General features: G+C 71.5%; 27 protein-coding genes. 13 read left to right on the forward strand and 14 right to left on the reverse strand.

Going from position 1 to position 23,421, the window contains the following annotated elements; all coding sequences use genetic code 11:
* Window positions 1–174: 174 nt before the first annotated feature.
* On the reverse strand, window positions 175–798 hold the full coding sequence (locus G3576_RS05330; protein ID WP_207622674.1) for a hypothetical protein: 624 nt from the start codon (window positions 796–798) through the stop codon (window positions 175–177).
* Between the two features lie 175 nt (window positions 799–973).
* Between G3576_RS05330 and ykgO the strand changes: the two genes are divergently transcribed.
* Window positions 974–1,099 carry a type B 50S ribosomal protein L36 gene (gene ykgO, locus G3576_RS05335; protein ID WP_092961043.1) on the forward strand — a complete coding sequence of 42 codons (126 nt, stop codon included), beginning with the start codon at window positions 974–976 and terminating at the stop codon, window positions 1,097–1,099.
* 186 nt (window positions 1,100–1,285) lie between these two features.
* Here ykgO and G3576_RS05340 read toward each other — a convergent pair whose 3' ends face one another.
* Window positions 1,286–1,645 (reverse strand): hypothetical protein, encoded by a 360-nt coding sequence (locus G3576_RS05340; protein WP_164693330.1) that lies wholly within the window; start codon window positions 1,643–1,645, stop codon window positions 1,286–1,288.
* Between the two features lie 166 nt (window positions 1,646–1,811).
* On the opposite strand from G3576_RS05340, the gene G3576_RS05345 reads away from it, so the two are divergent.
* From G3576_RS05345 to G3576_RS32505, 3 genes are read left to right on the forward strand one after another with little or no spacing between them, the layout of a single operon-like run.
* Window positions 1,812–3,242 (forward strand): FAD-linked oxidase C-terminal domain-containing protein, encoded by a 1,431-nt coding sequence (locus G3576_RS05345; protein ID WP_164693331.1) that lies wholly within the window; start codon window positions 1,812–1,814, stop codon window positions 3,240–3,242.
* Window positions 3,239–4,393, forward strand: a complete 1,155-nt coding sequence (gene glcE / locus G3576_RS05350; protein ID WP_164693332.1) for a glycolate oxidase subunit GlcE — start codon at window positions 3,239–3,241, stop codon at window positions 4,391–4,393. The genes G3576_RS05345 and glcE overlap by 4 nt, the downstream gene beginning before the upstream one ends.
* Window positions 4,390–5,919 carry a M81 family metallopeptidase gene (locus G3576_RS32505; RefSeq protein ID WP_164693333.1) on the forward strand — a complete coding sequence of 510 codons (1,530 nt, stop codon included), beginning with the start codon at window positions 4,390–4,392 and terminating at the stop codon, window positions 5,917–5,919. Before glcE ends, G3576_RS32505 begins: the two co-directional genes overlap by 4 nt.
* 7 nt (window positions 5,920–5,926) lie before the next feature.
* Here G3576_RS32505 and G3576_RS05360 read toward each other — a convergent pair whose 3' ends face one another.
* On the reverse strand, window positions 5,927–6,070 hold the full coding sequence (locus tag G3576_RS05360; protein ID WP_164693334.1) for a hypothetical protein: 144 nt from the start codon (window positions 6,068–6,070) through the stop codon (window positions 5,927–5,929).
* A 242-nt stretch (window positions 6,071–6,312) separates the two neighbouring features.
* Here G3576_RS05360 and glcF point away from each other — a divergent pair, with 242 nt between their 5' ends.
* Both glcF and G3576_RS05370 read left to right on the forward strand, forming a co-directional pair.
* The gene (gene glcF / locus G3576_RS05365) at window positions 6,313–7,641 is read left to right on the forward strand and encodes a glycolate oxidase subunit GlcF (protein ID WP_164693335.1); all 1,329 of its coding nucleotides are present in this window, start codon (window positions 6,313–6,315) and stop codon (window positions 7,639–7,641) included.
* Window positions 7,642–7,699: 58 nt separating this feature from the next.
* Complete coding sequence (locus G3576_RS05370; RefSeq protein ID WP_164693336.1) at window positions 7,700–8,698, forward strand: Bug family tripartite tricarboxylate transporter substrate binding protein; 999 nt, start codon at window positions 7,700–7,702, stop codon at window positions 8,696–8,698.
* 252 nt (window positions 8,699–8,950) lie between these two features.
* Here G3576_RS05370 and G3576_RS05375 read toward each other — a convergent pair whose 3' ends face one another.
* On the reverse strand, window positions 8,951–9,745 hold the full coding sequence (locus G3576_RS05375) for an alpha/beta fold hydrolase (protein WP_164693337.1): 795 nt from the start codon (window positions 9,743–9,745) through the stop codon (window positions 8,951–8,953).
* A 7-nt stretch (window positions 9,746–9,752) separates the two neighbouring features.
* Window positions 9,753–10,715: a Bug family tripartite tricarboxylate transporter substrate binding protein gene (locus G3576_RS05380; RefSeq protein ID WP_164693338.1), complete on the reverse strand. Its 963-nt coding sequence runs from the start codon at window positions 10,713–10,715 to the stop codon at window positions 9,753–9,755.
* A 99-nt stretch (window positions 10,716–10,814) separates the two neighbouring features.
* On the opposite strand from G3576_RS05380, the gene G3576_RS05385 reads away from it, so the two are divergent.
* Both G3576_RS05385 and ada read left to right on the forward strand, forming a co-directional pair.
* On the forward strand, window positions 10,815–11,408 hold the full coding sequence (locus G3576_RS05385; RefSeq protein ID WP_164693339.1) for a tetratricopeptide repeat protein: 594 nt from the start codon (window positions 10,815–10,817) through the stop codon (window positions 11,406–11,408).
* 330 nt (window positions 11,409–11,738) lie between these two features.
* Complete coding sequence (ada, locus tag G3576_RS05390; protein WP_328728496.1) at window positions 11,739–12,806, forward strand: bifunctional DNA-binding transcriptional regulator/O6-methylguanine-DNA methyltransferase Ada; 1,068 nt, start codon at window positions 11,739–11,741, stop codon at window positions 12,804–12,806.
* Here ada and G3576_RS05395 read toward each other — a convergent pair.
* Entirely contained in the window at window positions 12,803–13,225 is a 423-nt protein-coding gene (locus tag G3576_RS05395; RefSeq protein WP_164693340.1) for a hypothetical protein, read from the reverse strand. The genes ada and G3576_RS05395 overlap by 4 nt on opposite strands.
* Before the next feature lie 63 nt (window positions 13,226–13,288).
* Complete coding sequence (gene pyk / locus G3576_RS05400; protein WP_164693944.1) at window positions 13,289–14,722, reverse strand: pyruvate kinase; 1,434 nt, start codon at window positions 14,720–14,722, stop codon at window positions 13,289–13,291.
* A 474-nt stretch (window positions 14,723–15,196) separates the two neighbouring features.
* On the opposite strand from pyk, the gene G3576_RS05405 reads away from it, so the two are divergent.
* Window positions 15,197–16,318: an OmpA family protein gene (locus tag G3576_RS05405; RefSeq protein WP_164693341.1), complete on the forward strand. Its 1,122-nt coding sequence runs from the start codon at window positions 15,197–15,199 to the stop codon at window positions 16,316–16,318.
* A gap of 60 nt (window positions 16,319–16,378) precedes the next feature.
* On the opposite strand, the gene G3576_RS05410 is transcribed toward G3576_RS05405, so the two are convergent.
* The 4 genes from G3576_RS05410 to G3576_RS05425 form a co-directional block, all read right to left on the reverse strand.
* Complete coding sequence (locus tag G3576_RS05410) at window positions 16,379–16,831, reverse strand: DoxX family protein (RefSeq protein ID WP_164693342.1); 453 nt, start codon at window positions 16,829–16,831, stop codon at window positions 16,379–16,381.
* Between the two features lie 149 nt (window positions 16,832–16,980).
* On the reverse strand, window positions 16,981–17,376 hold the full coding sequence (locus G3576_RS05415) for a cupin domain-containing protein (RefSeq protein ID WP_164693343.1): 396 nt from the start codon (window positions 17,374–17,376) through the stop codon (window positions 16,981–16,983).
* Complete coding sequence (locus tag G3576_RS05420; protein WP_164693344.1) at window positions 17,373–18,656, reverse strand: glycerate kinase type-2 family protein; 1,284 nt, start codon at window positions 18,654–18,656, stop codon at window positions 17,373–17,375. The genes G3576_RS05415 and G3576_RS05420 overlap by 4 nt, the downstream gene beginning before the upstream one ends.
* A gap of 133 nt (window positions 18,657–18,789) precedes the next feature.
* Window positions 18,790–19,485 (reverse strand): GntR family transcriptional regulator, encoded by a 696-nt coding sequence (locus tag G3576_RS05425; protein WP_164693345.1) that lies wholly within the window; start codon window positions 19,483–19,485, stop codon window positions 18,790–18,792.
* Between the two features lie 39 nt (window positions 19,486–19,524).
* On the opposite strand from G3576_RS05425, the gene G3576_RS05430 reads away from it, so the two are divergent.
* The 3 genes from G3576_RS05430 to G3576_RS05440 all read left to right on the forward strand — a co-directional run bounded on the left by G3576_RS05430 (window position 19,525) and on the right by G3576_RS05440 (window position 21,386).
* Entirely contained in the window at window positions 19,525–20,598 is a 1,074-nt protein-coding gene (locus G3576_RS05430; protein WP_164693346.1) for a tartrate dehydrogenase, read from the forward strand.
* Between the two features lie 59 nt (window positions 20,599–20,657).
* Window positions 20,658–20,963: a DUF1244 domain-containing protein gene (locus G3576_RS05435; RefSeq protein ID WP_164693347.1), complete on the forward strand. Its 306-nt coding sequence runs from the start codon at window positions 20,658–20,660 to the stop codon at window positions 20,961–20,963.
* 120 nt (window positions 20,964–21,083) lie between these two features.
* Window positions 21,084–21,386 (forward strand): DUF2312 domain-containing protein, encoded by a 303-nt coding sequence (locus G3576_RS05440; RefSeq protein WP_235951542.1) that lies wholly within the window; start codon window positions 21,084–21,086, stop codon window positions 21,384–21,386.
* 54 nt (window positions 21,387–21,440) lie between these two features.
* Here G3576_RS05440 and G3576_RS05445 read toward each other — a convergent pair whose 3' ends face one another.
* The 3 genes from G3576_RS05445 to G3576_RS05455 are packed head-to-tail and all read right to left on the reverse strand — an operon-like array spanning window position 21,441 to window position 22,752.
* Entirely contained in the window at window positions 21,441–21,767 is a 327-nt protein-coding gene (locus G3576_RS05445; protein ID WP_164693348.1) for an antibiotic biosynthesis monooxygenase family protein, read from the reverse strand.
* The gene (locus G3576_RS05450) at window positions 21,767–22,150 is read right to left on the reverse strand and encodes a bleomycin resistance protein (protein ID WP_164693349.1); all 384 of its coding nucleotides are present in this window, start codon (window positions 22,148–22,150) and stop codon (window positions 21,767–21,769) included. The genes G3576_RS05445 and G3576_RS05450 overlap by 1 nt, the downstream gene beginning before the upstream one ends.
* Entirely contained in the window at window positions 22,147–22,752 is a 606-nt protein-coding gene (locus tag G3576_RS05455) for a nitroreductase family protein (RefSeq protein WP_164693350.1), read from the reverse strand. The genes G3576_RS05450 and G3576_RS05455 overlap by 4 nt, the downstream gene beginning before the upstream one ends.
* Before the next feature lie 80 nt (window positions 22,753–22,832).
* Here G3576_RS05455 and G3576_RS05460 point away from each other — a divergent pair, with 80 nt between their 5' ends.
* A complete protein-coding gene (locus G3576_RS05460) occupies window positions 22,833–23,360 on the forward strand; it encodes a hypothetical protein (RefSeq protein WP_164693351.1) in 528 nt (175 codons plus the stop codon).
* Window positions 23,361–23,421 lie beyond the last annotated feature (61 nt).

Below are 23,421 nucleotides of genomic sequence, written 5' to 3' on the forward strand. Positions count from 1 at the left end.
GCGGCTGGACCGGCTACTACGGCAAGCCAGGTCCTATCGTCATGCTCGACGGATGGACCCACTTCCAGGCCGGCAAAGCCGCTCTCAAAACCCTCCAGACCTATGCAGATGTGTGAATCTACTAGCCCCTGAGGGGGGAGAGGGTTGGGTGAGGGGGGCGTGCCGCCCCAATCCCTACCCGTATCGCATTCCCCCCTTCCGCAGCATCGCGCTCACATCCGGCTTCCCGCTCGCGCTCTTGGCCGGCGCCCAGAACTTCACCAGCTCGAAGGATGCGTCCTTCCCCCAGGGGTCCCAGACGGTCTTGTCCCCGTTGCTCCGCGCCCCGGGCCAGGACCCCAGCGAGGTGGACAGCGCCAGCGGGTAGGACCCCTTCACCGCCACCGTCTTCGCGGCGCCTGTCTTGTCCGTGTAGCCATAGCCACCGCGCGGTTTGCGGAGCCCGGGATAGACGATGATGACGTGGCCATTCGTGCCCGTCTCCGCCTTGCCGCCCACCACCGGCACGCCCTGCAGCGCCAGCTCATAGGCGCGGTCCAGCGTCACCTCCGTCCAATCCGTGCTCTGCGTCAGGAAGGCCACCAGGTCGTTCGCCTGGCGCTGCGGCCAGGCCTGCTCGCTCATCCCCAGCACGGTCCGCACGATGGCGTTGACGGCGTGGGAGCAGGAATTCGGGTGATCCTTGTAGGCGGCGGCGCAGGCCTCCTTCAGCTTGGCCAGGGCCGCCGGGTCCTTCGGCGTTTCCAGGGAGGCATTGAACCCGCCCGGCAGCACGCCCTCCAGGCCCGTTGACGCCATCTCGCCCATTCTCTTTCTCCTCGGCCGGGTCGGTCATCGGACCCGCGCGCAAGAAGATATCGCGACCCTGCCCCCGAACCATTTCGCCCTGCTTCGGGGGCTGTGGATGAAGGGCCCGAGGTTGACAGTTCGGCCTCCGCCACCTATCCCGCCGCACCCCACCAGGACCACGACCATGAAGATCCGCAACAGCCTCAAGACCGCCAAGACCCGCGACAAGAACTGCTTCCTGGTTCGCCGCAAGGGCCGCGTCTACGTGCTGAACAAGAAGAACCCGCGCCTGAAGGCCCGCCAGGGCTGAGGCTGCGCGCCCCGGGCCATCGCGCCCGGGATGCTTTCGTGGGGTTCTGATCGCCGCGCCGGGGCAACCCGGCGCGGCTTTCCGTTGTCCGTTGGGCCGGGGCAACCCGGCGCGGCTTTCCGTTGTCCGTTGGGCCGGGGCAACCCGGCGCGGCTTTCCGTTGTCCGCTTGGGTCGGGGCAGGCCGTCAGCGCGGCGTCAGCCGCTCCGTCCCGAGGCCCCCCTCGCGCCCCGCGGTCCAGATGCCCTGCATCGACCCGTCCGGCGCGATCTCATAGAGCACGGTGCCGAGCGTGCCGCCCTGGCTGTAGCCCACGGCGAGGATCTTGCCGTTGGACACGCCGATGCCATTGATGGTCTCGCCCCCCACGCGCCAGGACAGGCGCCAGGTCTGCGGCCCCGTCGGCGTGAACTGCACGGTGCCGGAATAGCGCGACCCGTCGCCCCCGGCGCCCTCCACCACATAGAAGCCGGCGCGCTGCGCCGCGGCCGGCGTGGCCAGCAGCGGCAGCCCGAGCAGCGCCGCCGCGATGATCCTGGTCTTCATGGTGCCTCCTGTCCCTGTTGGCGCCCCCGTCCTGCCACGGACCGGTTACGCAAGGATCAAGGGAGGCATGCCTGGCACCGCGGCGCCAGGGGGGACGCATGCCCGCCTGCTTGCCGCAAGCCGGGCGCACGGCCATCTTCGTGGCAATGACACGTCCGAGGTCGCCATGATCCCGCTGCCGCCCCCGAAGCCCGAGATCCTCGCGCGGCGGGACGCGATCATCGCCGCACTCCGCACCCTGGTGCCGGGGGAGGGCGTCATCGGCGACGAGACGCGCCTCAAGCCCTATGAGACCGATGGCCTCTCCGCCTACCGCCAGCCGCCGCTGGCGGTGGTGCTGCCCACCACGACGGAGCAGGTGGCCGCCGTCATGCGCTACTGCCACGGGAACGGCATTCGCGTCGTCCCCCGCGGCGCCGGCACGTCGCTGTCGGGCGGCGCCTTGCCCCTGGCCGATGCGGTGGTGATCGGCCTGATGCGCATGAACCGCATCCTGGAGATCGATTTCGACGACCGCCTGGCGGTGGTGGAAGCCGGCGTCACCAACCTCGGCATCACCAAGGCGGTGGAGCATGAGGGCTTCTTCTACGCGCCCGACCCGTCCAGCCAGCTCGCCTGCATGATCGGCGGCAACGTCAACATGAACTCGGGCGGCGCGCATTGCCTGAAATACGGCGTCACCGCCAACAACCTGCTGGGCCTGAAGCTGGTGACGCCGGAAGGCGAGATCGTCGAGGTCGGCGGCGACCACCTCGACACCGCGGGCTATGACTGGCTCGGCCTGATGACGGGCAGCGAGGGCATGCTCGGCATCGTCACCGAGGTCACCGTCCGCATCCTGCGCGGCCCCGAGGGGGCGCGGGCCATGCTCGCCGCCTTCAAGGGCACGGAGATCGCCGGCGCCGCGGTCGATGCCATCATCGGCAGCGGCATCATCCCCGTGGCGCTCGAATTCATGGACAAGCCCTGCATCCATGCCTGCGAAGCCTTCGCCCATGCGGGCTACCCGCTGGATGCGGAAGCGATGCTGATCATCGAGGTCGAGGGCAGCGTCGCCGAGCAGGATTTTCTCCTGGCCCGAATCAAGGAGATCTGCGCGCGCTTCGATCCGATCAGCCTGAAGGTCGCGACGTCCGCCGAGGAATCCATGGCGATCTGGAAGGGCCGCAAGGGCGCCTTCGGCGCGGTCGGCCGCATCTCCCCCGACTATCTCTGCATGGATGGCACCATCCCGACCGGGGAGCTCCCCTTCGTGCTGAAGCGGATCGGGGAGATGAGCACCCAATACGGGCTGCAGGTTGCCAACGTCTTCCATGCCGGGGACGGCAACCTGCACCCGCTGATCATGTTCGACGCCAACAATCCCGCCAGCTTCCGCGCCGCGGAGGATTTCGGCGCCGACATCCTGAAGCTCTGTGTCGAGGTCGGCGGCTGCCTGACCGGGGAGCATGGCGTGGGGGTGGAGAAGCGGGACCTCATGCATGTCCAGTTCCAGCCGCATGAACTGGCCCAGCAGCGCGCCATCAAGACGGCCTTCGACCCCGCCTGGCTGCTGAACCCGCACAAGGTCTTCCCGCTGGAAGCGCTGCCCCAGTGAACGCCCCGGATACAGAGGCCGGCATCGTCGACGCCGTCCTGGCCGCCCGCGAACCGCTGGCCATCGAGGGCAACGGATCGAAGCGCGGCCTGCTCCGCCCGGTCCAGGCGGCGGAGACGCTGTCCACCCGCAACCTCTCCGGCATCACCCTCTACAAGCCGACGGAGATGGTCCTTTCCGCCCGCGCCGGCACGCCGCTGCCGGAGATCGAGGCGACGCTCGCGGAGCGCGGCCAGATGCTGGCGCCGGAACCGCCGGACACCCACGCCCTGTTCGGCGTCCGCCAGCCCGCCACTATCGGCGGCATCGTCGCCACCAACCTCTCCGGCCCGCGGCGCATCAATGCCGGCTCCATCCGCGACCACCTGCTCGGCATCCGCTTCGTGAACGGCCGCGGGGAGGTGGTGCGCAGCGGCGGGCGCGTGCTGAAGAACGTGACGGGGCTCGACCTCTGCAAGCTGCTGGCGGGCAGCCACGGCACGCTCGGCGTGCTCACCGAGATCACGATGAAGGTCCTGCCCGCCACGGAAGCCACGGCGACGCTGAAGGTCGCCGTGCCCGACATCGCCACCGGCATCCGCGCGCTGAGCGCGGGCCTCACCAGCCCCTATGGCATCACCGGCGCCGCCCTGCTGCCGATGGGCCCGACCGCCCTGCTGCGGCTCGAGGATTTTGCCGAATCCGTCACCTACCGCGCAGCCCGGCTGCGGGAGGACCTGGCGCGCTTCGGCGAGGTCTCGATGGTGGAGGCGCCGGAATCCCGCCTGCTCTGGCGCTCCATCCGCGACGCCGATCCCATCAATGGCGGGCCGGACCACGCCATCTGGCGCCTCTCCATCCGCCCCTCCGCCGCGCCGGCGCTGGTCGCGGCGCTGCAGGAGGCTTTCGCCGCGCGGCTGCTGCTGGATTGGGGCGGCGGCCTGGTCTGGGTGGCGGGACCTGCGACGGAGGAGGCGCACCAGGCCGTCCTCGCCGCCACCATCGCCGCCCGGGGCAGCTACACCCTGTTCCGCGCCCCCGAACCGCTGCGCGCCGCCGTCGCCGTCATCCCGCCGGAAGCTCCCGCGCTGGCTGCCATCGCCGCCCGGGTGAAGGCGGCGCTGGACCCCGCCGGCCTGTTCAACCCCGGCCGCATGAGGGCGGGGCAGTGACCACACCGCGCGTTGCTATCTGCGGCCTCCACCTGGAGGTCAACGCCTTCTCCCCCCTTACCACCCGCGCCGATTTCGAGGCGCTGTCCTGGGTGGAGGGAGACGCGATCACCGAGGCCGGCCGCGCCGCCGTCTCCGCCACCCCCGCGGAGGTGCCCGGCTTCTACCGCCGCATGGACGAGACAGGGCCGTGGGAGCCCGTTCCCCTCATCATGATCAGCGCGCCCCCCGGCGGCATGATGGAGCCCGGCCTCTTCCCCGATTTCCTGGCGCGCCTGGCGCGCCGCCTGGATGAAGCCGGCCCCATCGACGCCGTCTATGTCGGCAGCCACGGCGCCAGCCGGTCGGTCGAGGAGGCGGACACCGATGGCGCCATCCTGGCCCTGCTGCGCGAGCGCCTCGGCCCAGACGTGCCCATCGTCGGCACGCTCGACCTCCACTGCAATGTCAGCGACCGCCAGGTGGCGCTGGCCGACCTCCTCATCGGCTACCGCACCAACCCGCATGTGGACATGCGCGACCGCGCCGCGGAGGCCGCCGACGCCATCCGCCACCTGCTGGCGACGTGCGAGAGGCCGGAAACCCACTTCATCCGCCTGCCGCTGACACCGCCCACCGTCACGCTGCTGACCGCCGAGCGATCGCCCTATGCCGACGCCATCCGGCAGGGGGTCGCGATGCGCGACTCGGACGCCGACCTGCTCGGCATCTCCGTCACCGGCGGCTTCGCCTATACCGACATCCCGAAATGCGGCCTGTGCGTCTGGGCGACGGCGCGGGCGGGGCAGGGGGCCAAGGCCCGCGCGGCGGCCGAGGCCCTGGCGCGCGGGATCTGGGAGAACCGCGCCGCCCTCTCCCGCACCCTGACCAGCATCGAGGATGCGGTGGCCGAGGCCGTCGCGACCGGCGCCGACCCTGCGCGCCCGAGCCTGATCCTGGCCGATGTCGCGGACAATCCCGGCGGGGGCGGCGGCGGCAACACCACCGCGCTGCTCTCGGCCCTGCACGCCTCCGGCGCGCGGGGGGTGGTCTTCGGTGTGCTGGTGGACCCGGCTCTGGCCGCCACCTGCCACGCGGCCGGGCAGGGCGCGCGGATCGAGGCCGTGGCCAATGCCGCCCCATCCCCGTTCGCGGAAACCTTCCGCGCCATGGCCCGTGTGCGCACCCTTTCCGATGGTCACGGAGTCGGCCGCCGCGGTGGCCTTGCCGGCCGCGCCTTCACCCTCGGCCCTTCGGCGCTGCTCGAACTGGAGGGCAGCGGGTTGCTGCTCGCCGTCGGATCGCTCCGCCGGCAATTGCAGGACCCCGCGATGCTCGAATTGCTCGGCGTCGATGTGGACGCCGCCCGCACCATCGTCGTGAAGTCGCGCGGCCATTTCCGCGCGGGCTTCGACCTCTACGCGACGCCGGACCGCACCTGGGAAGTCGATGCCCCCGGCCTGGTCAGCCCCGTGCTCTCCCGCTTCACCTTCACCGGCCTGCCGCGCCCCGTCTTCCCGCTGGATGCGGAGGCGGCCTGGCCGTAGCGGCGCCTCAGCGCGCCGCCTGGTCCCGGCGGTCGCCCCGGCGCCGGTCACCCTCGCGCCGATCCGCCTTCACGCCGCCATTGACCCGGAGAAGTGCCTCCTGCCGCGCGGCCTCCACCGGCCCCATCCAGGCAATCCGCGACTCAGCCATGGGCTGCGCGCTCACCGGGCTGTGCCGGCCTTGGTCGTTCCGCATTCTGCGTTCCTCCGATGCCGCAATGATAACGCGGCCGGCGCGAGACCGTCGATTGAAAACTGTCATGAAAACGGCATCCTGCGTTGCAAGTTGCAAGTCGGGTCCTCCGACACGACCAATTTCGCAACGCGCGTGCCAAGCGCTTCCCCGCCAGCCGCCCAGGCCCCATCTTCGCCCCCAGAGAGGAACGCGCCGGCATGCAGACCAGCTTCACCGAGGAACAGCTCCGCGACCCCGATACGGCGGAGAGCAACCGCATCCTCCGGACCTGCGTGCATTGCGGCTTCTGCACGGCCACCTGCCCGACCTTCGCCCTGCTGGGCGATGAGCTGGATAGCCCCCGCGGCCGCATCTACCTGATCAAGGACATGCTGGAGAATGACCGCCCGGCGACGCCGGAGGTGGTGAAGCATGTCGATCGCTGCCTCTCCTGCCTGTCCTGCATGACGACCTGCCCGTCGGGCGTCCACTACATGCACCTGGTCGATCACGCCCGCCGGCATATCGAGGAGACCTACGAACGCCCGAAGGCCGAGCGCGCGCTGCGCCGCCTGCTGTCCTTCCTGCTGCCGCATCCCGCGCGCTTCCGCCTGGCGCTGATCGGCGCCTCCCTCGGCCGGCCCTTCGCCCGCTTCGTCCCCGGCGCGTCGATGACCGCGCAGCGTCTCCGCGCCATGCTGAAGCTGGCCCCCGGCCATGTCCCCGGGCCGAGCGCGCTCGACCGCCCGGGTGTCCACAAGGCCGTCGGCGAACGGCGCGGCCGTGTCGCGCTGCTGACGGGCTGCGCGCAGCAGGTGCTGGCGCCTTCCATCAACGAGGCCACGATCCGCCTGCTGACGCGCATGGGGATCGAGGTGGTGGTGACGCGCGAGCAGGGCTGCTGCGGCGCGCTCGACCACCATATGGGCCACCATGACCCCGCCATGGCGCTGGCCCGCGCCAACATCGCCGCCTGGACGCAGGCGGGCGACCTCGACGGCATCATCATCAACGCCTCGGGCTGCGGGACCACGGTGAAGGATTACGGCTTCATGTTCCGCGCGGAGGCGGGCGATTGGCCGGAGCGTGCCGCGAAGGTCAGCGCGCTGGCCATGGACATCTCCGAGGCCCTGCTGAAGTTCGGCTATGCGCCGACGCGCGCCGCCCCCGGCCTGACCGTCGCCTACCACGCCGCCTGCTCCCTGCAGCATGGCCAGAAGATCACCGCCGCGCCGAAGGATCTGCTGAAGCGCGCCGGCTTCGCGGTGAAGGAACCGGCGGAGGGCCATCTCTGCTGCGGCAGCGCGGGCACCTACAACATCCTGCAGCCCGAGATCGCGGGGCAGCTTCGGGACCGCAAGCTCGCCAACCTCGACCGCACCCGCGCGGACCTGATCGCCGCCGGCAATATCGGCTGCCTGACCCAGCTCGCGGGCGGCGCCATGCCCACGGTCCATACGGTGGAACTGCTGGACTGGATGGCGGGTGGGGAAGCGCCCCCCGCCGTCACCACCGCACTGAAGAAGAAGTCCCGCCAGCCCGGATAGCTTGACAGTCCCGGCGCGCCCCGCTTCCTCCCGCCGCAACAACGCCGGAAGGAAACCCATGCGCCGCCGCGCCCTGATCGCCGCCGCCAGCCTCCTCGCCACGCCCCGCCTGGCCTTCGCCCAGGGCAGCTGGCCGGAGCGTCCCGTCTCCCTCATCGTCCCCTTCACCCCGGGCGGCTCCACCGACATCGCGGCCCGCATCATCGCGGAGCGCCTGGCGCCGAAGCTCGGCCCCAATGCCCGCCTCATCATCGAGAACCGCGCCGGTGCCGGCGGATCGCTGGGCGCCGATGTCGTCAAGCGCGCCAACCCCGATGGCTACATGCTGCTGGTGGCGACCGCCTCCTCCCACGGCACCAACCCCGCCGCGCTGCCGCAGACCACCCCCTACGACGCGCTGGAGGATTTTTCCTCGATTGCCATCCTCGGGGGTGGCCCCATGGTCATCGTCGTCCCGGGGCGGTCGCGCTTCCGCACCATCCAGGACCTGATCGCCGCCATGCGGGCCGAACCCGGCCGCCTGTCCTTCGCCACCTCCGGCGCCGGCGGCATCGGCCACCTCACGGGCGAGTACTTCATGGCCCGCGCGGGCGGCGCCGGCGGTTCGCTGCGCTCCCAGCACATTCCCTATCGCGGCGGCGCGCAGGTCCTCGCCGCCATGGCGGCCGGGGAGGTGGACTGGTCCTGCGAGGTCCTGGCCTCCGCCACGCCGCACCTCCGCGACAACACCTCCCGCGGCCTCGCCATCAGCGGCCGCACGCGCCACCCGCTGATGCCGGAGATCCCGACCCTGGCCGAATCCGGCCTGGCCGATTTCGACGTCACCACCTGGAACATGCTGCTCGGCCCGAGGAACCTGCCCGCACCGCTGGTCGCCCGCCTGAACGAGGCGGTGAACGCCACCCTCGCGGAGCCCCAGGTCCGCGACCGCATGGCCACCGCCGGCGTGGACGCCGCCGCGCCCAACACCCCGGCCGAAGCGCGCGCCTTCCTGGCGGCGGAGCTCGCGAAGTTCCGCGACATCGTCCGGGTTGCGGGGATCGCCTTGGGGCGGTGATGGCCATGTCGCGCGGGTGGCTCGCAGGGGGACGCTGTCCCCCTGCACCCCCTGCCAGGGTCCGGCGGGACCCTGGACCGCGAGGTTTTATCGGAAGGCGGGAGAGGGGCACCGCGGTCGCGCTGAACAAGCGCGCGCTCCGCGCCCCTCTCCCGCCTTCCGACCAATCTCATGGGTTCCGAGGGGCCGCTGCCCCTCGGCGGGGAGCGCGAGGGGCAGCGCCCCTCGCGAATCACGGGCGCAACAGCGCCCTCACCGCCCGAGCCATTCCAGCAGCACCCGGTTGAAGTCGCCGGGCTTCTCGACATTCGGCAGATGGCGCGCGCCCTCCACCGCGATGAAGCGCCCATCCGGCACCAGGCGCGCGATCCGCTCGCCCTCCGCGGGCGGCACGGCGTGGTCATCCTCCCCGCAGAGGATCAGGGCGGGGATGGAGAGTTGCGGCAGGCGGGCGACATGGCTGAAGGCCATGATGGCCTCGACGCAGCCCCCATAGCCCTCGGCCGTCGTGGCCTCGATGGTGCCGAGGATCTCCGCGAAGCGGGCCGGGTTTGCGGCCTGGAAGGCGGGCGTCAGCCAGCGTTCGATGGTCGCCTGCGCCACCGGCCGCACCGACCCCGCCGCCCGCACCGCCGCCAGCCGCGGTCCCCAGATGGCATCCGCGTTGGGCAGCGATTCCGGCAGCGCGTCGCAGATGACGATGCTGCGCAGCAGCCCCGGATGGTCCAGCGCCAGCGCCTGGCCGCTCATGCCGCCAAGCGAGAGGCCGACATAATCCACCGGGCCGAGGTCGAGCCGCCGCAGCACGAAGGCCAAATCGTCGCCCAGCAGCCGCATCGTGTAGGCGCCAGAGGTCGCCTGGCTCCCGCCATGGCCGCGCAACTCCACCCGCAGCACGCGGTACCCGGCGGCAAGCAGCACCGGCACCTGTTCCGCCCAGAGGCCGTTATCGGCCGCGAGCGCATGCACGAGGCAAACGGTCCGCGCCCCGGGCTCGCCCAGCAGGTCGGCGGAGAGGGTGATGCCATCCGGCGTCTGGATCAGCATGGGGGCCTCAGTCGATCTGGATGGCGATGGTGCGCACCACCTCGCGCCAGTTGCGCACCTCCTCCGCCACATAGGCGCGGGCCTGCTCCACATTGCCGCCGATCGGGTCGAAGCCCGCGGCCGCAAGCCGCTGCTGGAAGGCGGGCAGGGCCATGACGCGGTTGATGTCGGCATTCACCCTGGCCAGCACCGCCGGCGGCACCGCGGCGGGGTAGAGCACCGCCACCCAGGCGACATCGATGATCGGCGCGAAGCCCGCCTCCTCCACCGTCGGCACGTCCAGCATCGTCGCGTTGCGGGTGGCGCTCGTCACCGCCAGGCCGCGCGCCTGCCGCCCCTGCACCTGCGACACGGCGGAGGGGAGGGAGGTCGCGACCATGTCCACGGTCCCCGCCAGCAGCGCCAGCATGGCCGGCCCCGCCCCGGTGAAGGGGATGTGCTGCGCATCCACGCCGCCCTCCCGCTTGAACAGCAGCTCGGCCGAGAGATGCGCCGCCACGCCCACGCCGGCGGTGCCGTAGTTGATCGGCCGGCGCTTCCCCAACTCCACCAGGTCCCGCAGCGTCCGCACCGGGCTGTCCGCCCGCACCACGAACAGGTTCGGCGTGCCGGCGACGACGCCCGCCACGGCGAATTCCTCCGGCCGGTAGCCGGGGGCGCGGGAGAGGCTCGGATTGATGGCGAAGGCGCCGGTGGTGACCAGCGCGGTGTAGCCATCCGCCGTGGCGCGCGCGATCTGCTGGGCCGCGACATTGCCGCCCGCACCGCCCCGGTTCTCCACCACCACGGGGTGGCGCCAGATCTCGCCGAGATACTCGCCCAGCATCCGGCCGATCAGGTCGGCGAAACCGCCGGGGGCGAAGGCCACGACGAAGCGCACGGGCCGTTCCGGCCAGGCGGGCTGCGCGACCGCCGCGCCGCCAAGCGGCAGGGTCAGGGCACTGCCCAGGATCATGCGTCGTGTCGTCATGTGGGATTTCCTCCGGCAATGGCCCGCCTTTACGCAGCCGCACCAGCGCCGACAAGCCGAGGCTTGCGCCCGGCCGGCGGGATGCCGAATTCTGCCGGCATGCGTCGTCTCCTTCTGCTGCCCCTGGCCCTGGTCGCCGCGCCGCTCGCGGCCCAACCGGCACCGCCCGCGGCCTCGCCGCCTGCCGGCCGGCCGAACCCCGCGGAGGCGCGCCGCGCCGAACTCGACCGGCTGTTCGAGGCGCTGAAGACCGCCCCCGACATCCAGGGCGGCCAGCTGGTGGAAACCCGCATCCGCGCCCTCTGGGCCCAAGCCGCCTCTCCCGCCACCGGCCTCCTGCTCCGCCGCGGCATGCGCAACCTCCAGGGCAATGAGGCTGCGGAGGCGCTGGAGGATTTCGACGCCGCCCTGGTGCTCGACCCCGGCGCCGCCGATGCCTGGCTGCTGCGCGCCCGCGCCCAGGCGCGCCTCGGCGATCGCGTCGCGGCGGCCGGTGACCTGCGGGAGGCGCTGCGCCTCGAGCCCCGCCACTTCGGTGCGCTGCTTCAGCTTTCGGAGTTGCAGGAGGAAGCGGGCGACCTGGCCGGCGCGCTCCGCAGCCTGGATGCCGCGCTGGCGCTGCACCCGCGGATGCCGGGGGGGACGGAGCGGCGCCGGGAACTGGCGCGCCGGGCGGAGGGTGACGCCCTGTAGGACCTACGCGGGGCACGAAAAACGCTGGCATGCCGGCGTTCGTTCCTGTTATGTTCCGATCACCATCGCCACTTCCCCCTCCTGCGATGGCCTGCCCTGCACCCTCTCCCCGCGACGCGGGGGGAGGGTCGCCGCCTGGGGGCTTTGCCGGCAGCGCTGGGTTCCGTTCTTCGGCTCCGAATCACGCACTAAATGTGCTAAAAGTCCTAAATCGGCTAAATCCGCTGTAGCGTTCAGCCGGTGTCGCTTCTCTCCACGCCAGCGCAATCCGCGGATGGTCCCGGCGCGCCCGATGGCGTCACATCCGGCCACCGACCTCCGGAGGCTCCCATGCCCGACGCCATGCCCGATCCCGATGCGCTGCGCTGGCAGGCCGTGCTGTCCCGCGATCCCGGCCTTGCCGGCGCACCCTTCCTCTACGCCGTCACGACCCAGGGCGTGTTCTGCAAGGCCGGCTGCCCCTCCCGCCCGCCGCTCCGCCGCAACACCCGCTTCTATGCCGATGCGGCGGCGGCGGAGGCCGATGGCTTCCGCGCCTGCAAGCGATGCGACCCCAAGGGCGACCGCGCCCGCCTGCACGCGGACGCCGTGGCCGCCGCCTGCGCCCTCATCGAGGAATCGGAGACCATCCCGAGCCTGGAGGCGCTGGCCGCCCGCGCCGGCTATGCCCGCCACCACTTTCTCCGGATGTTCCGGGACATCACCGGCGTGACGCCGCGATCCTATGCCGAGGGGGTGCGCGCCCGCCGCCTGCAATCCGCGCTCGCCACCGGGGAACGCGTGGCCGATGCCGTGGCCGGCGCCGGCTTCGGCAGCGAATCCCGCGTCTATGAGGATACCGCCCGGCACCTGGGCATGACTCCCGGCGCCGCGCGCCGCGGCGGGCAGGGGGAGGTGATCCGCATCGCCCGCGCCGACAGCGCCATGGGCCCGCTGCTGGTCGGCGCCACGCAGGCCGGCATCTGCTTCATCGGCTTCAACGAACCGCAGGAGGCGCTGGAGGGCGACCTCCGTGCCCGCTTCCCGCAGGCCCGCATCGAGGAAGCGCCCGAGGCGCTGGCCGACACCATCCGCCAGGTCGCCGCCTTCATCGAGGAACCGAAGGCCGCCCTCGCCTTGCCGCTCGACCTCCGCGGCACCGCCTTCCAGCGGCGGGTATGGCAGGCGCTGGTGGCGATCCCGCTGGGCGAAACCCGCACCTATTCGGGCCTGGCCGCCGAGATGGGCGCCCCGGCGGCCACGCGAGCCGTCGCCCGGGCCTGCGCGCGCAACCCGGTCTCCCTCGTCGTCCCCTGCCACCGGGTGGTCGGCGCCAGCGGCGACCTCACGGGCTATCGCTGGGGCGTGCCCCGCAAGGCCGCGCTGCTGGCGGCGGAGAAGCGCGCGCGGCGCGGCTAGTTCGGCGCGGGCGCGGGCGCCGGGGCGGGCGCGGCTGGCGCGGCCGTGGCGGGCGCGGGATCTCGCGGCACCAGGCGCTCCCGCGCATTGGCCGGCGCGCCGACGATGGTCCACTCCCCATCCATGCTGCCATCCGGATTCAGCGTGTAGATGCCGAGCCCCGGGCGCTGGGACAGCCCATAGGCAACCGCGATGGTCCGGCCGGAGGCGAAGCCGACCCCTTCCACCACCTGGCCGGAGATGCGCCAGGCAATGACGAAGGACGAAAGCCCGGCCGCCCGGATCTGTGCCTGCCCCGTGTAGGGGGTGCCATCCAGGTTCGTCCCTGTCACGTCATACAGCCCTGCACGTTGGGCCGCTGCCGGGCTGGCCATGGCGGCAAGGATCGGCAGCGCGAGGGCGAGGCGGCGGGCGTTCATCGGCGTGGCTCCTGGCAGGCGGGGCGCAGGGAAGGCGCGCCGCCCGCTGGCGTCAAGCCGGCTCTACTTGACGATCGCGACGCGCAGCGCGTTGGTCGTGCCCGGCGTGCCGAAGGGCACGCCCGCCGTCACCACCACCTCGTCCCCATGCTTCGCGAAGCCTTCCTGGCTGGCGGCGCGGATCGCCTTGGCGACCATGTCCGTCATCGAATGCGGCTCCACCGAGGCCAGCGGATGCACCCCCCACACCACCGCCATGCGGCGCGAGGTCTGGAGCGAGGAGGTGAGGCCGAGGATCGGGCAGGACGGCCGCTCCCGCGCCACGCGGAGCGTGGTGGAACCGGTGGAGGTGAAGGTCGCGATCACCTCCGCCTCGATGGTCTGCGCCACCTGGCGGGCCGCGGCGGCGATGGCGCCGGCGCTGGTCTTCTCGGGCGCCGGGCGTTCCGCATCGGTCAGCGTCCGCCAGCCCGGGTCACTCTCCACCCGCGCGATGATGCGGTCCATGATGTTCACGGCCTCATAGGGGAACTGCCCGGCCGCCGTCTCGGCGGAGAGCATCACCGCATCGGCGCCATCGAACACCGCCGTCGCGACATCCGAGGCCTCCGCCCTTGTGGGGGAGGGGGCGGTGATCATGCTCTCCAGCATCTGGGTCGCCACCACCACCGGCTTGCCGGCGGCGCGGGCGGTGCGGACGATGCGCTTCTGGATCAGCGGCACCTCCTCCGGCGGGCATTCCACGCCGAGGTCGCCGCGCGCCACCATCACGCAATCCGCCAGCGACACGATGGCGTCGAGGTTCTCGACCGCCTGCGGCTTCTCCATCTTGACCATGATCCAGGCCCGCCCGGCCGCGATCTGCTTGGCCTCGATCACGTCCTCCGGCCGCTGCACGAAGCTGAGGCCGATGTATTCGACGCCCTGCTCGAGCACGAAGTCGAGGTCCGCGCGGTCCTTCTCCGTCAGGGCGGGGATCGGCAGCACCACGTCCGGCACGTTCACGCCCTTGCGGTCGGACAGCGCGCCGCCGACGACCACTTCCGTCTCCAGGTGGTCCTCCCGCTTGTGCAGCACCCGCAGCCGCAGCTTGCCGTCATCCAGCAGCAGCGTGGTGCCGATGCCGGCGGCCTCGATGATCTCGGGATGCGGCAGCTGCACGCGTCGGACATCGCCGGGGTTGGGGCTGAGGTCGAGGCGGAACTTCTGCCCCGTCTGCAACTGCACCCGCCCGCCCTGGAACTTGCCGACCCTGAGCTTCGGGCCCTGGACGTCGGCCAGGATGCCGATCGGGCGATCGACCTTCTGCTCCAGCGCCCGGATGATGGCGATGCGCTCCGCATGATCGGCGTGGGAGCCGTGGGAGAAGTTCAGCCGGAACACGTCGGCCCCCGCGCGGAACAGCCGCTCGATCACCTCGGCGGAGGACGAGGCCGGCCCCAGCGTCGCGATGATCTTCGTCCGGCGCCGGCGTCGCAGCGGGATCCGTTGGGCCATGACTCTCGAAAATCCTTCGCGGCGTGGGGACTCGGGCAGCACCTCCGGCACATCGGACCGGATGGTGGTGGGCGGCACGCCAAGCGCACGCGCCACTTCGGCAACGCGGTCATCCGGCACGCGCTTCCATTGGGAAACGGCGGCGGTGGAGATGCCGAGGGCGGTGGCGATACGGGTGACGGCGCCCCGCTGGGTCAGCAGGGCTTCGAGGGCTGGGTCGCGCATGGGCTTACCTTAAGTCATCTAAGCCAACTACGCCAGTTTCGGATTGTAGCTTAGTTTACTTAAGTGTCGGTCCGGGCGCGTCGCGGTGTGTTACAAGGCGGCCACCCCGCCCTGTGTCCAATTCGCCACACCCCTCCCGAATCATTTTTCGCCTTGGCGACTTTTCCCGGGAACCGCGTTGGGACCAGCGGACACGGTGGCTCGCAAGGCCGCTGGCCAGCCCGTCCGGCCTTCCCTCGGAGAGATGTTATGAGCCTCAGGAAAACCCTCCTCGCCACCACGCTGCTGGCGCTGCCCTTCACGGCGGCCCAGGCCCAGCAGGTGAATGGCCTCTATATCGGCGCTGGCGCCGGCGTGAACTGGCTGCAGGATGCAGACCTCTCGGCGACCGGCCAGCTCGGCCAGTCCCTCGCCGCCAGCGGCCGCAGCACCCGCGGCGACATCTCCTTCGACATGGGCTGGGTCGGCGTGGTCAGCCTCGGCTACGGCTTCGGCAACGGCGTGCGGGCCGAGATCGAGGGCAGCTACCGCGAGAACGAGGTCGACCAGATCAGCGGCTTCGGCGGCACGACGAACGCCACGGGCAAGGCGCGCAGCTACGGCGTGATGGCCAATGCGCTGTACGATTTCGACCTCGGCCTGAACTTCGGCGGCTTCTCCTTCCAGCCTTATGTCGGCGTCGGCGCCGGCTATGTCTGGCGCGAGTTCGACAACGTCCGCGCCAATGTCCTGGGCGGCCAGGTCCGCACCGATGGCACCGATGGCCGCTTCGCCTACCAGGCGATCGCCGGCGCCTCCGTGCCGCTGACCGCCTGGGCCCCGGGCCTGGCGTTCACGGCGGAATACCGCTTCATGGGCACGCTGGAGCACAAGCTCGACACCAGCAGCGGCGGTGGTTCCTTCACGGTCTCCCGCGGCGACACGCGCAGCGAGAACTACAACCACTCCATCCTGCTCGGCATCCGCTACGCCTTCGGCCAGACGCCGCCGCCGCCCCCGGTCGTGGCCCCGGCCGCGCCCGTCGTGCAGGCGCCCGCGCCCGCGCGCACCTACCTGGTGTTCTTCGACTTCGACCGCGCCGACCTGACGGACCGTGCCCGCCAGATCATCGCGGACGCCGCGCAGAACTCCACGCGCGTCCAGACCACGCGGATCGAGGTGGCCGGCCACGCCGACCGCGCCGGCACGCCGCAGTACAACCAGCGCCTGTCCGAGCGTCGCGCGGCGGCGGTGGCGAGCGAGCTGGAGCGCCAGGGCGTTGCCCGCGGCAACATCAGCGTCCAGGCCTTCGGCGAGAGCCGTCCGCTGGTCGCGACGGCCGACGGCGTGCGCGAGCCGCAGAACCGCCGCGTCGAGATCGTGCTCCGCTGATCTCGCCCGCAACGGCGTGACGAAGGCGGCCGGGGGAGCGATCCCCCGGCCGTTCTCGTATCAGGCCCGGACGACGCCGCGTTCCAGGCTCGGCCAGAGCAGGAAGACCCGCCCATAGGCTGCGTATTCCCGCTTCCAGGCCTGCGCGGCGAGCGCGAGGGAAGCCACGCCCCAGAAGGCGATGTATTCGACGCCCCCGAAATTCCACAGCCACACCGGGCCCTTGGTCATCACCACCGCATAGCCCGCGAGCGCCATGACGAAGGCGGAGACGAGCCCCATCCACTTGACCTGGATGTTGAGGGTCAGCGCCACCGCGCAGGCCAGTTCCGCCGCGATCGCCAGCCACACCCAGAGCATCGGCGGGTGGAAGCCGATCCGCCCGAACAGCCCCGCCGCGCCCTCCAGCCCGTTCACCTTGAACAGCGCATGCGGCACGTAGAACAGCCCGGCCATCAGCCGCACGGCGACGGCGGGATCGGTCACGTCGAACTCGGATTTGTCGAAAGCCATGGTTGCCTCCTCGGGCATCCCGGCGGCCCCTGAATCGGGAGCGCCTTCCATGGCCGAACCTTGCCCGCACGGAAGCTTCGCGGGCTTGATGCGGATCAATCGAATGATTGGTCCATCTGATGCCTGTCATTCATCCGATGGATCAGGCGTCAGACCGGCACCTTCGACGCCCAGCGCCCCTGCACATGCACCGCCTCATCCATCCCCGGCCAGGGCGGCATGGTGATCGCCACCGCCTCGAAGGCCTCGTCCTCGGCCGCCTTGAACTGGAACTCCGTCCCCAACGGGATGCTGAGGCTGACCCCGGGCACGAGCGGCGTCACCTCCTCCCGCGTCGCGTCCCGGCGCCACATCTCGCCGCGCCCGGCAATGACGAACCACAGCTCCTCCACCGTGCGGTGCGTCACCGCCATGGAGACCTCCCCCGGGTTCAGCTTGAAATGCGCCATGGTGCCGCCGGCCGCGCGGACCAGCAGCCGCACCTCCGCGCCATCCGGGGCGTACACGTCCGGCGCCGCCGGCAGGGGGATCGTCGCGAAGGTCATGCCACCAGCACCGCCCTGAAATCGTTGACATTCGTGAGTGTCGGCCCGGGTTCCAGCAGGTCACCCAGCGCCGCGAAGAGGCTGTAACTGTCATGGTGCGCCAGCATGGCGCGGGGGTCCAAGCTCTTTCCGCGGGCGCGGGCCAGCGTATCCGGCGTGGCGATGGCGCCCGCATTGGTCTCCGACCCGTCGATCCCGTCCGTGTCGCCCATCAGCGCCCAGATGCCCGGCGCACCGGCCAGGGTCACGGCGCAGCCCAGCAGCGCCTCAGCATTCCGCCCGCCGCGGCCATGGCCCTCCCGCCCGATCGTCACCGTCGTCTCGCCGCCGGAGAGCAGCACGCAGGGGCCGGGCAGGGGATGGCCATGCGCGCGGGCGGAGAGCGCGATGCCCGCGATCGCCTTGCCCAACTCCCGCGCCTCGCCCTCAAGCGCATCGCCCAGGATCAGCGGCGCCAGCCCCATGCCGCGTGCCGCTTCGGCCGCCGCCTCCAGCGCCATGCGCGGCGTCGCGATGAAGCGGTAATCGACCGTGCCGAGGCGCGGATCCCCCGGCTTCGGGCTTTCGTCAGTCCCCCGCGCCAGATGCGCCACGACGGCATCGGGCAGCGCCATGGCGTAATGCGCCACCAGCGCGCGGGCTTCCCCAAACGTCGAGGGGTCCGGCACCGTCGGGCCGCTCGCGATCACCGTCGGGTCGTCCCCTGGCACGTCGCTGATCGCCAGCGTCACGACGCGCGCCGGATGCGCCGCCACGGCCAGCCGCCCGCCGGAAAAGGCGGAGAGGTGCCGGCGGATGCAGTTCATCTCGTTGATCGTGGCGCCGGAGGCCAGCAGCGCCCGGTTCACCGCCATCAGCTCGTCCAGGGTCAGCCCCTCCGCCGGCAGCGTCGTCAGCGCCGATCCCCCGCCGGAGACCAGGAACAGCACCAGGTCCCGCTCGGTCAGCCCCGTGACGGCGTCCAGCACCCGCCGCGCCCCGGCCGCGCCGGCAGCATCCGGCACGGGGTGCGATGCTTCCAGCACCTCGATGCGCTGCGTCGGATAGCCATGGGCGTAGCGCGTGACGACGACGCCGGAGAGCGGCACGTCAGGCCAGGCCGCCTCCACGGCCGCCGCCATCACCGCCGCCGACTTCCCCGCGCCCACCACCACCACGCGGCCATCCTTCGGCGGTTGCGGCAGGTGCCGCGCCAGCACCACCCGCGGATCGGCACTCGCCACCGCCGCCGCAAAGAGTTTCTCCAGTGCCCCGCGTGCGGCAGCGTCATCCCAGGCCATGCTTCGCCCTCCCGGCGTTGCGTGCATCATGACGGGGCCGGCGCGCCGATCAACCACGGCGGGCGTCGGCGCGCTTGTGGAATTCCTCGTGGCATGGAAGAAACCATGCGAGATGAGTGCCGCGTTTTCGCCCTCAGCGCCCCAGCGCCCGCAGGATGTCCGCGCTCGCCCGGGCGCGGTGGCGGGCCAGCGCCGTCCGGGCGGCGTCGGGGTCGCCGGCCTCCAGCGCCGCCATGATGGCTGCGTGCTCGATGCCGGAGGTCTCCGGCTCCCCGCGCCGTGCTGCCGTCGCGGCGCGGGCGCGCTGCGCCTGGTCGGCCGCGGTCTCGGCGAGCCGTGCCAGCTTCGGGTTGCCGCAGCCCGAGAGCAGGGCGCGGTGGAAGCGGTCATCCGCCGCCGCCCAGGCGGCCCGGTCGCCGCCGGCCAGCGCCGCCTCCATCGCCGCCGTGGCGTCCCGCATCACGGCGAGCGTATCGGCCGCCGCAGCCCCGCGCGCCGCCAGCAGCGCCGCGGCCTCGCCCTCCAGCGCGATCAGCACCTGGTAGGTCTGTCGCAGATCCTCCGGGTCGATCGGCAGCACCATCACGCCGCGGCGCGGCAGGATGCGGACCATGCCTTCGTGCTGCAGGCGCAGCACGGCTTCGTGCACCGGCGTCCGGCTCATGCCGAGCTGGTCGGCGATCGCCTGTTCCACCGCCTCATGCCCCGGCGGCAGCAGCCCTTCGAGGATGCTCGCCTTCAGCGCTGCATAGGCCGCTTCCGCCAGGCTTGGCCGGGCGGGGGAGGGGACGGCCGGTCTCACCCGGTCCTGTCGCAGCGCGTTGTCCATCCCGTCCTTCATACCATCAACCAGGAAGGCCCCACAGCCATGCGCACCCACCGGATCGCCGCCATCCCCGCCGACGGCATCGGCCAGGAAGTCATCCCCGCCGGCCTCGCCGTGCTGCGCGCGCTGGCGGAACGCTGCGGCGACTTCAGGCTCGACGTCGAGCATTTCGACTGGGGCAGCGACTACTACCGCGCCAATGGCCGCATGATGCCGGAGGATGGGCTGGAGACGCTGAAGCGCTTCGACGCCATCTATTTCGGCGCGGTCGGCGACAAGGACCTGCCGGACGACATCACCCTCTGGGGCCTGCGGCTGCGCATCTGCCAGGGCTTCGACCAATACGCCAATATCCGCCCGACTCGCGTGCTGCCCGGCCTGACCAGCCCCCTCCGCGCCGTCGAGCCCGGTGACATCGACTGGGTCATCGTGCGCGAGAACAGCGAGGGCGAATATGCCGGCCATGGCGGCCGCGCCCATCGCGGCCACCCGGAGGAGATCGCGACCGAGACCGCGATCTTCACCCGCGCCGGCGTCACAAGGATCATGCGCACGGCCTTCGAGATCGCGAAGAACCGCCCGCGCCGCCTGCTGACGGTGGTGACGAAGTCCAACGCCCAGAAGCACGGCATGGTCTTCTGGGACGAGATCGCCGCCGAAGTCGCAAAGGACTTCCCCGAGGTGACCTGGGAGAAGGAGCTGGTGGATGCCATGGCCGCGCGCATGATCCAGCGGCCGCGCAGCATCGACACCGTCGTCGCCACCAATCTGCACGCCGATATCCTCTCGGACCTCGCGGGTGCCGTCGCCGGCTCGCTCGGCGTGGCGCCGACGGCCAATCTTGACCCGTCCCGCCGCCATCCCTCGATGTTCGAGCCCATCCACGGATCGGCCTTCGACATCGCGGGCAAGGGCGTCGCCAACCCCGTCGCCACCTTCTGGACCGCGACGATGATGCTGGAACACCTGGGCGAGCCCGTCGCCGGCCGCCTGCTGATGGAGGCGGTGGAGCGCGTCTGCGCGGCCGGCATCCGCACCCGCGACGTCGGCGGCACCGCCACGACGGCGGAGGTGACGGACGCCGTCATCGCCGCGATCAAGGGCGCGAACCTGTAGCGCCACTGGCATGGCTGGCGCCCAGGCCCCAAATTCACCCAAGCACCGGAGGACCAGCCATGCCCGATATCGACCAGCCGACCCAGACCGAGCTGGAGGCCGCCGCCTTCCGCCGCCTGGTGCAGCACCTGCGCGAGCGCAACGACGTGCAGAACATCGACCTGATGAACATGGCGGGCTTCTGCCGCAACTGCCTGTCCAAGTGGTACCGCGCCGCGGCGGAGGAGAAGGGCATCCCCCTCTCCGACCCCGATGCGCGGGAGATCATCTACGGCATGCCCTACAAGGAATGGCAGGCGAAGTACCAGAAGGAGGCGAGCGCCGAGCAGAAGGCGAAGTTCGCCGCCGCCAACCCGGGCCACTGACGTACCGAAGGGGCGCAGGCGGTTTGCGCCCCCCCTCTCCCACGGGTATATCGCGCCCCTTCCTACCCAAGCCGCCTGCCCCTCAGGGCGCGCGCGGCCGCACTGCCCGGAGCACCCTCGATGAGCGACGTTGACCTGCAGGAAGCGGCCGCCAGCCGTGACCGCCAGGAGAAGGACCCGGACCCCGAGGTCGGCGGCATCGCCGTCGATCGGCTCCGCTCCATCATCGAGCGCGTCGAGCGCCTGGAGGAGGAACGCAAGGCGCTGGCCGGGGACATCAAGGACATCTTCGCGGAAGCCAAGTCCGCGGGCTTCGAGGTGAAGGTGATCAAGCAGATCATCTCCATCCGGAAGAAGGAGCCCGCCGAGGTGGAGGAGCAGGAGACGCTGCTCGACCTCTACCGCCGCGCGCTCGGCATGTAGGCTGTCCCGGCGCCGCCGCGCGGATCGCGCAGCGGCGGCGCCGGCCCTCACGCTTCAGGCGCGCGCCGGCGCGCCGATCGTCTGCAGCACCTCGAAGCCCTCGAATTGCGGCGGCCCGAGCGTCACCGGCTTCGAGGCCCCCGCACCGGCATGGGCCCGTCGGAACTGCTGGGATCGTGTCCAGCCCTCGAACGCCTCGCGCGATGCCCAGAGCGTGAAGGACGAGTAGAGGATGTGATCCTCCGCCTGCGGCCCCTTCAGCAGGTGGAAGGTCACGAAGCCCTCGACCTCATGCAGGTGGCTCTCCCGGTTCAGCCAGGTCCGCTCGAAGGTCTCGGCCTCGGCGGGGATGACTCGGAAACGATTGGCGGCGACGAACATCAGCTTTCCTCCTTGGGGTCGGGGTGGGACGCGATCTCCTGCGGCGCGCAGCCGAAGCGCAGCAGGTTGCCGTGCGGGTCGATCAGGTGGAATTCCTTCATGTCCCAGGGCTTCACCTCGAAGGGTGACAGCCCCGGCACGGCGCGCGCGCTGAATTCCGCATGCAGCGCCGGAACCTGGCCGCCGCGGATGTAGCAGGAGGTGTGCTCGGGATGGATGCGGTCCGGCGCCAGCCAGAAATGGATCTCCATCGCATCGCGGCGGAGGATGGCGTAGTCGCCCCACCGCTCCCCCGTGAAGCCGAGATGCTCGCCGTAGAAGGCCAGCGTCTCCGCCAGGTCGAGCGAGGCGAGGATCGGGATGCAGCGCGCGAGATCCGTCATGCCATGTCATCCGCCCCGCGCCATTCCCGCCAGAAGCCGTCCGGCGCCGGCCGGACGGGGCGCGGGCGGTCCGCCGCGGGGGTGCCAGCATAGATCCAGCCCAGCAGCGCATCACCCGCCGCGAAGCCGAGCGCGGCCTTCACCGCATCGTCGCGCAGCGCGGCGGAGGACAGCCAGATTGCGCCCTGGCCCTGCGCATCCAGCGCATTCATCAGGTTCATGACGCCCGCGGCCGCCGTAGCCTCCTGCTCCCACACCGGCACGGGATGCTGAGGGCGCAGCGCCGCCCCGGCCACGATCACGACGGGCGCGCGCAACGGCTTAGCGCGCTCCAGCGCCAGCCGGTCCGGCGACGAATCCGGCGCCCGGCGCGCGAGCGAATCCGCCAGCACCTCGCCCAGCGCCGCACGGGCCTCCCCGCGCACCACGACGAAGCGCCAGGGCCGCAGCCCGCCATGGTCCGGCGCGCGCAGCGCGGCCGCCACGGCCAGGTCGATCGCCGCATCATCCGGCCCCGGATCGCGCAGCATCCGCGCGGGGACGGAGGCGCGGGCCAGCAGGGCGGCAAGCGCCGGGTTGAAGGCAGGCATGGTGTCGGGCATCGGCGGTTCCATCCGGGATGACCCAGCATATTTGCGAATCACTCGCATTCGCAATATGGTCGCTTCATCGGAGGTCACTCATGCCGAAGCCGCCCCTCTCGCCCTTCCTGCTCGACCCCTCCGCCGATCCGGCGCCCGCGCCAGGGGGCAGCCGCGCGCCGCGGGAGGCGATCGACCTCGACGCCGCCGCGCTCTTCGTCGTCGCCACGCTGCGCAGCTGGGTCGCGCCCTTGATGCGCCCCGGGGAGGATCATCCGGATTGCCGCGACCTTTTCGCCATGGCGGGTGTCGGCGCGCCGGGCGTGCAGGCCTTCGATGCGCTGATGTCCATGATCGGGTCGCAGGCGATCCGGCTGATCGACATGCGCTGCTGCCATTGCTGCGGCGTTGGCGAGGATGAGGAGGCGATGCTCCGCCTCCTGGCCGCGCTGCAGGCTTCCGACCGCGCCACGGGCCTGCTGGTGCTGCGCGACTGGCTGCCGGAGGAAGCGGTGCCATCCGCGCTGCAGGCCGCCTGGCGCTTCGCCGCCGCCATGACGGAAGCGGGGCTGCGGCTGCCGGCGGAGGGGCGGATCATCGTCTTCCCGGGCAACCGGACGCTGCACTGACCGGCCGGCCTGCGCCCCGGGCGGGGTTGTTTTCGCGTTCCGGCGCGGCGTAACTAGCCGC

Source organism: Falsiroseomonas algicola (assembly GCF_011040385.1).
In the GTDB taxonomy this organism is placed as follows: Bacteria; Pseudomonadota; Alphaproteobacteria; order Acetobacterales; family Acetobacteraceae; genus Falsiroseomonas; species Falsiroseomonas algicola.